This window comes from Paraburkholderia heleia NBRC 101817, from assembly GCF_000739775.1.
Taxonomy (GTDB): Bacteria; Pseudomonadota; Gammaproteobacteria; order Burkholderiales; family Burkholderiaceae; genus Paraburkholderia; species Paraburkholderia heleia.
The window spans coordinates 46,277-59,007 of the sequence record NZ_BBJH01000021.1; the positions used below are offsets into that span (position 1 = coordinate 46,277).

10 protein-coding genes are annotated in these 12,731 nt (G+C 66.8%); 4 read left to right on the forward strand and 6 right to left on the reverse strand.

The window, feature by feature from the left end; all coding sequences use genetic code 11:
* Positions 1-7: 7 nt before the first annotated feature.
* The 4 genes from BHE01S_RS17910 to BHE01S_RS17925 form a co-directional block, all read right to left on the reverse strand.
* Complete coding sequence (locus BHE01S_RS17910; protein ID WP_042266246.1) at positions 8-877, reverse strand: carbohydrate ABC transporter permease; 870 nt, start codon at positions 875-877, stop codon at positions 8-10.
* Positions 874-1,818: a carbohydrate ABC transporter permease gene (locus BHE01S_RS17915; RefSeq protein ID WP_042266247.1), complete on the reverse strand. Its 945-nt coding sequence runs from the start codon at positions 1,816-1,818 to the stop codon at positions 874-876. Before BHE01S_RS17915 ends, BHE01S_RS17910 begins: the two co-directional genes overlap by 4 nt.
* Positions 1,819-1,962: 144 nt before the next feature.
* Positions 1,963-3,297: an ABC transporter substrate-binding protein gene (locus tag BHE01S_RS17920; protein WP_042266251.1), complete on the reverse strand. Its 1,335-nt coding sequence runs from the start codon at positions 3,295-3,297 to the stop codon at positions 1,963-1,965.
* 96 nt (positions 3,298-3,393) lie between these two features.
* The gene (locus BHE01S_RS17925; RefSeq protein WP_042266254.1) at positions 3,394-4,197 is read right to left on the reverse strand and encodes an L-iditol 2-dehydrogenase; all 804 of its coding nucleotides are present in this window, start codon (positions 4,195-4,197) and stop codon (positions 3,394-3,396) included.
* 322 nt (positions 4,198-4,519) lie between these two features.
* Between BHE01S_RS17925 and BHE01S_RS17930 the strand changes: the two genes are divergently transcribed.
* Genes BHE01S_RS17930 through BHE01S_RS17940 form a run of 3 tightly spaced genes read left to right on the forward strand, consistent with a single transcriptional unit; the run spans position 4,520 to position 7,256 of the window.
* On the forward strand, positions 4,520-5,503 hold the full coding sequence (locus BHE01S_RS17930) for a metal ABC transporter solute-binding protein (RefSeq protein WP_084068964.1): 984 nt from the start codon (positions 4,520-4,522) through the stop codon (positions 5,501-5,503).
* Positions 5,504-5,527: 24 nt separating this feature from the next.
* Positions 5,528-6,481: an ABC transporter ATP-binding protein gene (locus tag BHE01S_RS17935; RefSeq protein ID WP_042266255.1), complete on the forward strand. Its 954-nt coding sequence runs from the start codon at positions 5,528-5,530 to the stop codon at positions 6,479-6,481.
* Positions 6,474-7,256, forward strand: coding sequence for a metal ABC transporter permease (locus tag BHE01S_RS17940; protein ID WP_042266257.1), 783 nt, complete (start codon positions 6,474-6,476; stop codon positions 7,254-7,256). Before BHE01S_RS17935 ends, BHE01S_RS17940 begins: the two co-directional genes overlap by 8 nt.
* Before the next feature lie 169 nt (positions 7,257-7,425).
* On the opposite strand, the gene BHE01S_RS17945 is transcribed toward BHE01S_RS17940, so the two are convergent.
* A complete protein-coding gene (locus tag BHE01S_RS17945) occupies positions 7,426-8,904 on the reverse strand; it encodes a xylulokinase (protein ID WP_042266259.1) in 1,479 nt (492 codons plus the stop codon).
* A 596-nt stretch (positions 8,905-9,500) separates the two neighbouring features.
* On the opposite strand from BHE01S_RS17945, the gene BHE01S_RS17950 reads away from it, so the two are divergent.
* Positions 9,501-10,955: a nucleobase:cation symporter-2 family protein gene (locus BHE01S_RS17950; RefSeq protein WP_042266260.1), complete on the forward strand. Its 1,455-nt coding sequence runs from the start codon at positions 9,501-9,503 to the stop codon at positions 10,953-10,955.
* A gap of 233 nt (positions 10,956-11,188) precedes the next feature.
* Here BHE01S_RS17950 and BHE01S_RS17955 read toward each other — a convergent pair whose 3' ends face one another.
* Positions 11,189-12,730 carry an efflux transporter outer membrane subunit gene (locus tag BHE01S_RS17955; RefSeq protein WP_042266261.1) on the reverse strand — a complete coding sequence of 514 codons (1,542 nt, stop codon included), beginning with the start codon at positions 12,728-12,730 and terminating at the stop codon, positions 11,189-11,191.
* Position 12,731 lies beyond the last annotated feature (1 nt).

Consider the following 12,731-nt stretch of genomic DNA (forward strand, 5'->3'; position numbering starts at 1 on the left):
TTCGCCATTACTTGACTGCCCCGAAGGTAAGGCCGCGCACCAGTTGCTTCTGCGAAAGCCAGCCGACGATCAGCACCGGCGCGACCGCGAGCAGCGACGCCGCGGAGAGCTTCGCCCAGAACAGCCCCTCGGGACTCGAGTACGACGCGATGAACACCGTCAGCGGCGCGGCGTTCGAACTGGAGAGGTTGATGCTCCAGAACGCTTCGTTCCACGAAAGAATGATCAGCAGCAGCGCGGTGGAAGCGAGCCCCGGCACGGCCATCGGCATGAGCAGATAGACGATTTCCTGCCAGGTGGCCGCGCCGTCCATGCGCCCGGCTTCGAGAATGTCCTTGGGAATCTCGTTGAAGTACGTGTACGCCATCCACACGGCAATCGGCAGATTGATGAGCGTGTAGACGATCACGAGTCCGCTCACGGTGTCGAGCAGCCCCGAGTTCTTCCACAGCAGATAGATCGGCACGAGCACGCCCACCGAAGGCATCATCTTCGTGGAGAGCATCCACAACAGGATTCCCTGCGTGCGCTTGTTCGGGAAGAACGCCATCGCGTAGGCTGCGGGCACGGCGAGGAGGAGGCAGACGATCGTCACGCCGGCCGAGATCAGCACGGAATTCCACGCGAACGCGAAGTAGTTGCTGCGCGCGAACACCTCTCTGAAGCTGTCGAGCGTCGGCACGAAGAAGATCGTCGGGATATAGGCCTGCTGCTCGGTCTTGAACGCCGTGATCGTCATCCAGAAGATCGGGAAGAACAGCGCGAGCGCGATCAGCCAGGCCAGGAGCCCCGGCAGCACGCGCGCGATGAACTGCAGCGGCGACGAATGGTTGACCGCGTCGGGCGATTGCGCGGGCGTAGCGGTAATCTGGCTCATTTTTCGTACTCCCCTTTGAGGTTGCGCGCGAGCATGCGCACGAGGAAGAACGACACGATGTTCGCGAGGACGACAGCGAGAATGCCGCCAGCCGAAGCGATGCCCACGTCGAACTGCTGCAGGCCCATCGAGTAGATCAGGTAAGTGAGGTTGGTGGTCGCGTTGCCGGGACCGCCGCCCGTGGTCGTGTAGATCTCGGCGAAGATCGAGAGCAGGAAGATGGTTTCCATCATCACGACAACGGCAATCGCGCGCCGCAGGTGCGGCAGCGTGATATAGAAGAACAAGGCGATCGGGCCCGCGCCGTCGATCTTCGCGGCTTCCTTCTGCTCCTGGTCGAGCGACTGGATCGCCGTGAAGAGAATGAGGAACGCGAACGGCAGCCACTGCCACGCCACGATCATGATGACCGCGGTGAGGGGATAAACGGCGAACCAGTCGATCGGCGTCATGCCCATCGAGCGCATCGCGATGGCCACGAGTCCGTACACCGGATGCAGGATCATGTTCTTCCAGATCAGCGCGCTCACCGTGGGCATCACGAAGAACGGCGCGATCGCGAACAGGCGCGCCACGCCCTGACCGATGAACTTGCGGTCGAACAGCACCGCCATCAGCACGCCGCCGACCACGGTGATAACGAGCACCGCCACGATCAACTCGATGGTGTGCACGATCGACGGCACGAACGAGGGGTCGGTAGCGAGGAACCTGTAGTTGTCGAAGCCCGCGAACCCCTTGAGATCGGGGTTGAGCAGGTTGTATCGCGTGAACGAATACCAGATCGTCATCGCGAGCGGGATCGTCATCCACAGCAGCAGCACTGCCACGGACGGCGACACGAGCCAGCGTGAGGCCGAGCGGCGCGATTCGACCTGCTGCGGTTTCTGTGGCGTGCGCGCTCGATTGAATATAGGCATGGGGAGATGGAGATGACGCATGAGGACCACCCTTCTCGGTTGCGCGCCTGTGCGGGGCACGGCGCGGCATCGGCTGTCGCGAGCGTGCGCGCCACGCCGGGTGGCCCGGCGCGCGCTCGCGCTACTACACTGGCTGCCTGAACGGCGCAGCCTGACTTCTCGCGGCTACTTCTGATACCCGGCTTGCGCCACGGCGCGATTGGCCGCGGCGTTGCCGGCGGCAAGCGCCTGATCGACGCTCATCTGCCCCGCCACGGCGCCCGCAATGCTCTGGCCCACGACGGTACCGAACGACTGGAACTCAGGAATCCCGACGAACTGGATACCCGTGTACGGCACCGGCTTCGCGGTCGGATGGTTCGGATCGGCGGTCTGGATCGCCTTCAGCACGAAGTCGGAGAACGGTGCGGCCTTCTTGTACTCGGGATTCTGATAGGTCGAAATCCGCGTACCCGACGGCACCGAAGCCCAGCCCTCGTCCTGCGCGACCATCTGGACATACTCCTTCGACGTGGCCCATTCGATGAACTTCTTCGCGGCGTCCTGCGACTTCGACGACTTCGGCACCGCGAGCGCCCACGACCACAGCCAGTGCGCGCCGTTGGGCGTGACTTCGGTCGGCGCGGCCGCGAAGCCGATCTTGTCGGCCACCTGCGACTGCTGCTTGTTGTAGAGAATGCCCGCGGCCACCGTGGCGTCGATCCACATCGCGCACTTGCCCGAGGACATCAGCGTGAGGTTTTCGTTGAAGCCGTTCGAGCTGGCTCCCGGAGGGCCGTCCTTCTTCAGCATGTCCACGTAGAAGTTCACCGCCTTCTTCCACTCGGGCGAGGTGAGCTGCGCCTGCCACTTTTCGTCGAACCAGCGGCCGCCGAAGGTGTTCGCGACCGTCGTCACGTACGCCATGTTCTCGCCCCAGCCGGCCTTGCCGCGCAGGCAGATGCCGTAGGTGCCGGCGGACTTGTCGGTGAGCTTGTCGGCGAAGTCCCTGATCTGGTCATAGGTCGGCTGCTCGGGCATCTTGAGGCCCTTCTTGTCGAACAGGTCCTTGCGGTAATACGTCATCGAGCTTTCGACGTAGAACGGCAGCGCGTAGAGCGTGCCGTTGTACGAGAGGCCGTCGCGCGCGGTCTTTACCACGTCGTCGAGATCGTAGCTGGCAGGCAGGTTCGTCATCGGCACGATCCAGCCGCGCTTGCCCCATTGCGGCGCCTCGTAGGTGCCGATCATCATCACGTCGAACTGGCCGCTGTTGGTCGTGATGTCGGTGGTCGCGCGCTGGCGCAGCACGTTTTCTTCGAGAATCACCCAGTTCAGCTTGATACCCGGATTGGCCTTTTCGAAGGCCGGCGAGAGCTTCTTCAGCTCGATCATGTCCGGATTGTTCAACATGGCGATCGTGACGGTCTGCGCATGCGCGGCGCTCGCCGCGGCGACGAGTGCACCCACACTCACCGCCCGGCTTATGCACTTGGCGGCGGTCTTCATTGCTGGCTTCATGACGTTGTCTCCTTGTTCGTTGCGTTATGTCTTGCTGCAGCCGTGCTGCTGTCGTGATGCGTTGTGCAAGGGTTGCGGCGGGGGTTGCGGGAAAGGTCAGCTCATCCAGTTGCCGCCGTCGACGTTGAGGGTCTGCGCGGTGATGTAGTCGGCGTCGGCGGAGGCGAGGAAGAGCGCGGCGCCCGTGAGATCTTCGGGCAGGCCCATGCGACCGAGCGGCACGGCCTCGCCCACGAGGCGCTTCTTCTCGCCGAGAGGGCGATGCTCGTAGCGTGCGAAGAGCGCGTCGACCTGCTCCCACATGGGCGTGTCGACCACACCCGGCGCGATGCCGTTGACATTGATGCGATGGGGCGCCAGCGCAAGCGCCGCCGACTGCGTGTAGCTCAGCACGGCGGCCTTGGTCGCGCAGTAGTGCGAGACGAGCGCTTCGCCGCGGCGGCCCGCCTGCGACGACATGTTGATGATCTTGCCGCCCTGGCCCTGCTCGACCATGCGGCGCGCCACGGCCTGCATGAGAAAGAACATGCCTTTCACGTTCACCGCGAAGAGGCGGTCGTACACGTCCCAGGATTCGTCGAGAAGCGGGCGCATGTCGAAAAGCGCCGCGTTGTTGAAGAGGATGTCGATGCGGCCGAAGCGTTCGACCGCGCTCTGCACGATGCGGTCGATGTCCTCACGGCGGGTGACGTCGGCGCAGATCGCGAGCACGCGCTCGGGGTACGCGGCGGCGAGCGTTGGGACGACGGACCCGGCGGGCTTCACGTCGACGAGCACGCAGCGCGCGCCTTCGTCGAGATAGCGCTGGGCGACCGCCTCGCCAATGCCGCTCGCCGCGCCGGTCAGCACGGCTATCTTGTCCTGCAAACGTCCGGCCGCTGGGGTCGCGGTGTGTGCCACAGGTTGTCTCCAGTTTCGTTCGTGCAGGGCGCGCTGCGCAGGCGCTCCAGGGGAGCCGCTGAGCGATCGCCCGACATGTGAGCATTTGCTCTGTCGTTGATCGAATGATCGGATACGAGTCGGAGACTGTCAAGGCGAACAAACGCGATTGGACGAGATTTCGATGGTGCGGCGCGCAAGCCTCGACTGGCTGCGGCCTGCAGATCCGGCCCCCTGACCGGATGTCGAGCTGGCTCGCCAATCAGAGTGATATGTTATATCATCTCGCCTTCGTCACGCCGACGCGTCCGCCTTCAGGCTCCCTATAGACAAGGATAGAACCATGATCACGTTCAGCCGCGCCAACTGCACGCCCAAGGTTGCCGCAACGCTCGCGCGCCGTCGCTTCACGCTCGCGCGCCTTGTGGCCGGGCTGGCACTCGCGCTGGGCACCACTTTCGGCGGCGCGAGCGCGGCCCTGGCGGCGCAGGCCGGCAGCGCCACGATTGCCGTCGTTGCGGCGGAGAACTTCTACGGCGACGTCGCGAAGCAGATCGGCGGGAATTACGTGGACGTGACGAGCATCCTGAGCAACCCCGACCAGGACCCGCACCTTTTCGAGGCCAGCCCGAAGACCGCCCGCGCGCTCCAGAATGCGCGCGTCGTGGTGTACAACGGCGCCGATTACGACCCGTGGATGAGCAAGCTGCTGGGCGCCACCGGGGCCGGCACCAGCGGCACCAGCCGCACGACGATCGTCGCGGCGGACCTCGTCGGCAAGAAGGCGGGCGACAATCCGCACCTCTGGTACGACCCGAAGACCATGCCCGCCGTGGCGCGCGCCGTAAGCGCCGCGCTCGGCGCAGCGGACCCCGCGCACAAGAGCGTGTACGATGCCAACCTGGCGACCTTCCTCGCCTCGCTGCAGCCGGTCGACGCCAAGGTCGCGGCGCTGCGCGCGCGCTACCGGGGACAGCCCGTCACGGCCACGGAGCCGGTGTTCGGCTACCTGTCGGATGCGATCGGCCTCGACATGCGCAACCTGCGCTTCCAGCTCGCGGCGATGAACGACACCGAGGCGAGCGCCTCGGACATCGCCGCGTTCGAGCGCGACCTGCGCGAGCGCCGCGTGCGCGTGCTGATCTATAACAGCCAGGCAACCGAGGCGCTCACGCGGCGCATGCTGGCGCTGGCGAAAGCGTCGAACGTGCCGTCCGTGAGCGTGACCGAAACGCAGCCGGCCGGCGTGAACTTCCAGCAGTGGATGCTCGCGCAGCTCGACTCGCTCGACAAGGCGCTGGCAGTGGGAACGCCAGGGCAACACTAACCGTATTCAGCAAGGACAGACGTCATGACCGGGGCCGGGCCTTCGCCCACCGATATCGCGGCATCGCACAACGCACCGCACAACGGCGCGCACCGCGCGCCCACGCCTGTGCTGACGCTAGCGGGCGTGACGCTCGCGCTCGGCGAACGCACGATCCTGCGCGATGCGAACTTCGCGGTGAACCAGGGCGAGTTCATCGGCGTGCTCGGGCCGAACGGCGCGGGCAAAACCACGCTCATGCGCGCGATTCTCGGCCTCGTGCCGGCCTCGCACGGCGCGATCCGCGTGCTGGGCGAGCCGGTCGCGCGCGGTAACGCGAAAATCGGCTACATGCCGCAGACACGCACGGCGCTCGCGAGCCGCCGCGTGCGCGGCCGCGACTTCGTGGCGATGGCCGCCGACGGCCACCGCTGGGGCCTGCCGCGCGCCGACGCCGCCACGCGCGCCGACGTTGCGCGCGTGCTGGATCTCGTGGGTGCGAGCGCGCTTGCGGATCGCCCGCTTTCTGAGCTGTCGGGCGGCGAGCGCCAGCGCCTGCTGCTCGCGCAATGCCTGCTCGGCGACCCGAAGCTGCTGCTGCTCGACGAGCCGCTCATCAGCCTCGACCCCAACCACCAGCGCGGCGTGGTCGAACTCGTGCGCCGCGTGCAGCGCGAGCTCGGCATCGCGGTGCTGTTCTCCGCGCACGAACTGAACCCGCTCCTGAACGCGCTCGACCGCGTGCTCTATCTCGGCAACGGCGTGGCCGCGCTCGGCAGCGTGGATGAAGTCATTACCGCGCCCGTGCTCTCGCGCCTCTACGGCTCGCCGATCGACGTGATGCGCATGAAAGGCCGCATCTTCGTGATGTCGGGCGACGTGGAAGTCGAAAAGCACGACCACGCGCATGAGCATGACCATGGCGACCACGGCCACGCGCATGGCCACGACCACGGCAACGACAACGACAACACACACGGCCACACGCACGATGCTTGAATACGATTTCATGGTGAACGCCTTCGCGGCGTCGGGCATCGTCGCGGTGCTCGCGGGCGTGGTGGGCTATTTCCTCGTGATGCGCGGTCAGACCTTTGCGGGCCACGCGCTCTCGCACGTGGGTTTCACGGGCGCGACGGGCGCCGTGCTGCTAGGCGTTTCGCCGATCTGGGGCATGGTGGGCTTCACGCTCGCCGCCGGCGTTTCGATGGGCGCGCTCGGCGAAAAACTCGCGGGCCGCGATGTCGCGATCGGCGTGATTCTTTCGCTCGCACTCGGCTTCGGCCTGCTGTTTCTGCACTTCTTCACGTCGTATGCCACGCAGGTCACGGCGCTGCTGTTCGGCAACGTGCTGGGCGTGAACCGCGAGACGCTCGGCGTGCTGGCCGCCCTCGCCGTGGCGAGTCTGGCTGCGCTGGCCGCCATCATGCGGCCGCTCTTGTTCGCCTCGCTGCAGCCCGAACTCGCCGAAGCGAAGGGGGTGTCGCTGCGCGCGGTCTCGATGCTGTTCCTCGCCATCGCCGCGCTCGCGGTGGCCGCGTGCACGCAGATCGTCGGCGTGCTGCTCGTCTTTACGCTGATGGTCGGTCCGGCCGCCGCCGCGCAGAATCTCACCACGCGCCTCTCAACCGGCCTCGTGCTCGCCGCGCTGCTCGCGCTCGTGCAGGCATGGCTCGGCGTGACGCTCGCGTTCTACAGCGACTGGCCCACCAGCTTCTGGATCACCGCGCTCGCCGCGCTCGTCTATGGCGCGAGTCTGATCGGGCGTCGCTAGGGCCTGTTCACATTCGCGAGGTACGTTCGCAAGCCCGTTATGAATGTGAACAGGCTTGGGCACGCTGTACGCGCCATGAAAAAGGCGTTGCCCCGCGCGGTGGCAACGCCTTTTTGCCGTTACGTCCGGCTCGGTAAAGAACGGCCGGGCGGATTGTCGATACGCCGCATCACGACGCCGGCGGGAACCAGCTTCGAACGCGGCCATACAGATCGATGAAGCGCGCATAGCGCTGCGCGAGCGCGGCGTCCTCGCGCGGCGACGCCACCCGGGTCGCGGCCGGCGCAAGCGCCGCGAGGTCGCTCATGCGCCAGTGCCCGCAGGCGAGGCCGCCCAGCATCGCGGCGCCGCGCGCCGCTGCGTTCGGACAGTCGATCGCGTAAAGGTCCGCGTCGAGCGTGTCGGCGAGCAACTGCTGCCAGCGCGCGTCCACGGAGCCGCCGCCCGCGAGCTTGAGCGTCGGCACACTGCGCGTATCCCGCGTGTCTTCATCGGCGACTTCATGGGTGCTGCGCACGGCGTCGAGGCCCGCACGCAATGCGAACGCGACGCCCTCGAACGCCGCGCGCATGAGCGTGCCGCGCGAGTCGCCAAGCGAAGCGCCGAGCCAGCCGCCGCGCGCCGCCGGGTCGAGCCACGGCGAGCGTTCGCCGCTCAGGTAAGGCAGGAACGCGAGCGTCGCCGACGGCGGCTCGGCGAACGCATCCGCGTAAGCACAAGCCCAGTCGTAGGCCAGCCAGCCGCGTGCCGCTTCCAGCGCCACGCCCACGTTCTGCATGGCGGCCATGGTGTACCAGCCGCCCATGGCCGAGCGGTAGCGATGCAGCCCGCGCCGCGCGGGCGGCTCGCTGCGCGCGGTGACGACGATCTGGCCGCCCGTGCCCGTCGTGAGGAGCGCGTCGCCTTCGTCGGCCAGGCCGCTGCCGAGTGCGGCGCAGGGCGTGTCGCCCGCGCCCGTCGCGAGCACGATGCCGGCGGGCAGCCCGAGCGCCTGTGCGGCTTGCGCGCCAAGGGTGCCGCTCGCTTCATGCGACGCGGCCAGCGGCGCGAACCATCGCGCCGGTAATCCCAGCCGCTCGATCAGCGCGAAGTCCCACTCGCCATCGGGTGCGGCGAGCGCCGTTGCACATGCGTCCGACGGATCTGCCGTAACTGCGCCGCCCAGCGCCATGCGCAGCCAGTCTTTCGGCTGCAGTGCCCAGCGCGCGGCTTGCGCGACTTGCGGCTCGTGCTGCAGGACCCAGCGCAGCAACGGCCCCGCCATGCCTGGTGCAACGGGATTGGGCTGCGCATGCCCGGCGTCGTCGGGCCAGGCATCGAGCAGCGCATGTGCGCGCGTGTCGGGCCAAAGCATCGCGGGGCGCAACGCGCGGCCTGCTTCGTCGGTGAGCACGACGCCATGCATCTGTCCGGAAAAGCCGATGCCGCGCACCGCGGCGCGCTCGCTCCCGGGCAGCCGCGCGCAGGCCGCGACGAGCGCGTCCCACCAGCGCTCCACGGCGATCTCGGCCCAGCCCGGCTGCGGTGTTTCGAGCGCGTAGGCCACGCTCGCGGCGGCGCGCTCGACGCCGTCGCCATCGATGATGCCAAGCTTGAGTGAACCGGTGCCGAGGTCGATACCGAGGAAGCGCGTCTGCGATGGACTCATGGGAAACGGTGTGCGAGGTGGGTGAGGACGAAAAAATCATCATAAGGGCGCGAGGCACGCTGCCAGCTGCACGTTAAGCAGGCTTTTCACACCTGCCGCGAGCCTGCGCGCAACACAGCCGACTTCAGCGCGAAAAACGCCCGTTCGCGGGTTAACCCGGTGCGTGCGCGCGCGATGCAAAACGGCTCACATGGCGCATTCGAAATAGAGATCATAACGGCGCGGCCATATGTGACATGACCGGCTGGACATCGCCAGCCTGGGCTCGACCCGCCCGCACACGCTCCGTCATGGGGCCACACCGTCATGCCCGCGCCGCGGCGCCTACCGCGCACGGGCGCTCGACCGCCGGAAACAGGGGGCTTGCCGCGTTGCCCCGCGGCGCGCGCGGTCCGAACCGGCGCCCGGCGTTGCCGCCATGATGCCGCCGGGCGCGGCCCGCGCGCGCCGATCCCACCCTTATGTCGGCCGGCCATCGCGGTGCTCGCATATCGTCGCCGGAAAGCACGGAATAGTCTCCAGCGGTCTTGTTGCCTGTTTTCTTACCGCATACCTTGGAGGCCATATCCTTAAACGAAGAGACGGAGACAGACGACATGCAAGCCAAGGGCATTGAGGACCAGGCCGCCCAGCGGTCCGGGCAGAAGCAGGTCCACCCCTGCGACGAGCGCCTGCCGTTCAGCCAGTTGCTGACACTCGGCATCCAGCACGTGCTCGTGATGTACGCAGGCGCGGTGGCCGTGCCGCTCATCGTCGGCGGCGCGATCGGGCTGCCGAAGGACCAGGTCGCCTTCCTCATCAGCGCCGACCTGTTCGCCTGCGGCATCGCCACGCTGATCCAGACGCTCGGCCTGTGGATCTTCGGCATCCGCCTGCCCGTGATCATGGGCTGCACGTTCGCCTCGGTGGGCCCCATGATCGCCATCGGCACCAATCCCTCGCTCGGCCTTCTCGACATCTTCGGCTCGACTATCGCGGCGGGCGCGATCGGCATTGTGATCGCGCCGATGATCGGCAAGCTGCTGCGCTTCTTCCCGCCTGTCGTGGTGGGCACCGTGATCGCGGTGATCGGCCTCTCGCTGATGGAAGTGGGCATCAACTGGGCCGCGGGCGGCGTGGGCAACCCGGACTACGGCAACCCCATTTACCTCGGCCTCTCGCTGCTCGTGCTGATGCTGATCCTGCTCATCAACAAGTTCGGGCGCGGCTTCATCGCCAATATCTCGGTGCTGCTCGGCATCGTCGCGGGCTTTGCCATCGCGCTCGCGCTCGGCCGCGTGAACCTCGAAGGCATGGCGAGCGCGCCGTGGGTCGGCATCGTCATGCCGTTCCACTTCGGCATGCCGAAGTTCCACATCCTGCCGATCGCGACGATGGTGATCGTGATGTTCGTGACCTTCATCGAATCGACGGGCATGTTCCTCGCCGTGGGCGACATGGTCGGGCGCCCCGTCGACCAGGCCACGCTCGTGCGCGGCCTGCGTGTCGACGGTCTCGGCACGATGATCGGCGGCATTTTCAACTCGTTCCCGCATACATCTTTCTCGCAGAACGTGGGCCTCATCGGCGTGACGGGCGTGAAAAGCCGCTATGTGTGCGCGATGGGCGGCGTGATCCTCGTGCTGCTCGGCCTCTTTCCGAAGATGGCGCAGATGGTCGCCTCCGTGCCCGCCTTCGTGCTGGGCGGCGCGGGCATCGTGATGTTCGGCATGGTGGCGGCGAACGGTATCAAGGTGCTCTCGCGCGTGGACTTCGTGAGGAACCAGCACAACCTCTTCATCGTGGCCGTGAGCGTGGGTTTCGGCCTCGTGCCGGTGGTGTCGCCGCACTTCTTCGCCAGGCTGCCGCCCGCGCTTTCGCCGCTGCTTCATAGCGGCATCCTGCTCGCTTCGGTTTCGGCGGTGGTGCTGAACCTGATCTTCAACGGTGCGAAGAGCGAGAAAGCCGCCGAGCGCGCCATCCGCCGCGCCGGGCACGATCTCGAAGGCCGTCCGGATGCAGGCGAGACGCCGCAGGCGGGCCACGAAATGCCGCGCTCCGCCGCGCACTAAGTCGATCTCACTGAACGGATCGAACCGGGTTTGAACGTATTGAGTTGACGCGAGAGGTGTCCCGCCCGCAGGTGTTCATCTGCACACATGCGGGCGGGGTCTTTTGCTGGTTCGGCGCCACGGGAAACCATGGCGCCTTTTTTTTGCCCGCTTTTCGCCCTTCTTCTGATACGCGAAAAAAAACGCCACGGTCTCCCGTGGCGTTCCCGCTTCTGATCCAGAAGTCTGGAGCGTTAGCCCGCCGTTGCGGCCGAAGCCGCCACTGGCGCGCTGGCCGCGCCGTAATCGGCCGGCGCGTCGGGCGCGCGCGGCGTCTCGCCCGCGTGCTCGATCCAGCCGCCACCCAGCGCGCGATACAGATCGACGAGGTTGGTCAGCCGCGCGAGGCGCGCCGTGATGAGCGACTGCTGCGCCGTGTAGAGGCTCGTCTGCGCGGTGAGCACCGGCAGATAGCTGTCCACGCCGTTCCTGTAGCGCAACTCCGAAAGCGTGAGCGAGCGCTGGTTCGCGAAGGTGCTGCGCTCGAGCGCCGCGATCTGCTCGTCATAGGTGCCGCGTGCGGCCAGCCCATCGGCCACTTCCTGGAACGCCGACTGGATCGACTTCTCGTAGTTGGCGATCTCGATACGCTTCTCGACATTCGCGAGTTGCAGATTCGCGATGTTCGAACCGCCTTCGAAGATCGGCAGCGTGATCTGCGGCACGAAACTCCACGCCGCCGTGCCCGCCTTGAAGAGCCCGCCGAGCGACAGGCTTTCGGTGCCGAACGCCGCCGTGAGCGAGATCTTCGGGAAGAACGCCGCGCGCGCCGCGCCGATATTGGCGTTTGCCGCGAGCAGCGTCTCTTCGGCCTGCATGATGTCCGGACGGCGCGTGAGCAGATCCGAGGGCAGCCCTGCCGGAATGTCGTTGAGCAGGGCCTGGCCGTCGAGCGGCAGACCTTGCGCCAGATCCGCCGGCAGCGGCTCGCCGATCAGCAGCACGAGCGCGTTCTCGGCCTGGGCGCGGGCCCGCAGTTGCGCCTGCAGGTTGGCCTGCGCGTTCTCGACCACCGTTTGCGCCTGACGCAGATCCAGCTCGGTGCCGGTGCCCGTCTCGAACTGCGCCTTCGTGATGTTGTACGAGTCCTGCGCCGTCTTGAGCGTTTCCTGCGTGACCTTGAGCAGGTCGTCGTCGGAGAGCATGGTCAGATACTGGTCCGCGACTTCCGAAACCAGCGTGATCTCCGCCGCCTTGCGTGCATAGGCCGTCGAGAGGTACTGCGCCAACGCCTGGTCCTTCAGGCTGCGGATGCGCCCCCAGAAGTCGATTTCCCAGGACGCCTGCACGCCCACGTTGTAGACGCTGTACGGATTGTTCGGCGTGGTCTGCAGGTCACGAGGCACGCGCGTACGCGAGTCCGTGGCCACGCCGTTGATCGCCGGGAACAGCTCGGCGCGCGTGATCTGATACTGCGCGCGCGCCGCCTCGACGTTGAGCACCGAGACGCGCAGGTCGCGGTTGTTCTTCAGCGCGATAGCGACGAGCTGCTGCAGGCGCGGATCGACGAAGAACTCGCGCCAGCCGATGTCGGTCGCCGGGGCGCCGTTGGCGCTGGGGGCAGGCTGGCCATCCTGACCCGCCGCGACGGGCTGAGTCGCGTACACGCCGCCCTGCGGGAAGCTCTGCGACACCGGCGCTTCGGGCCGGTGGTACCACGGCTCCATCGTGCAACCCGCGAGAAGCGCGGCGGCCAACGCAGCGGCGCCCGCTGCAATTACGGATAGTTTATGCATC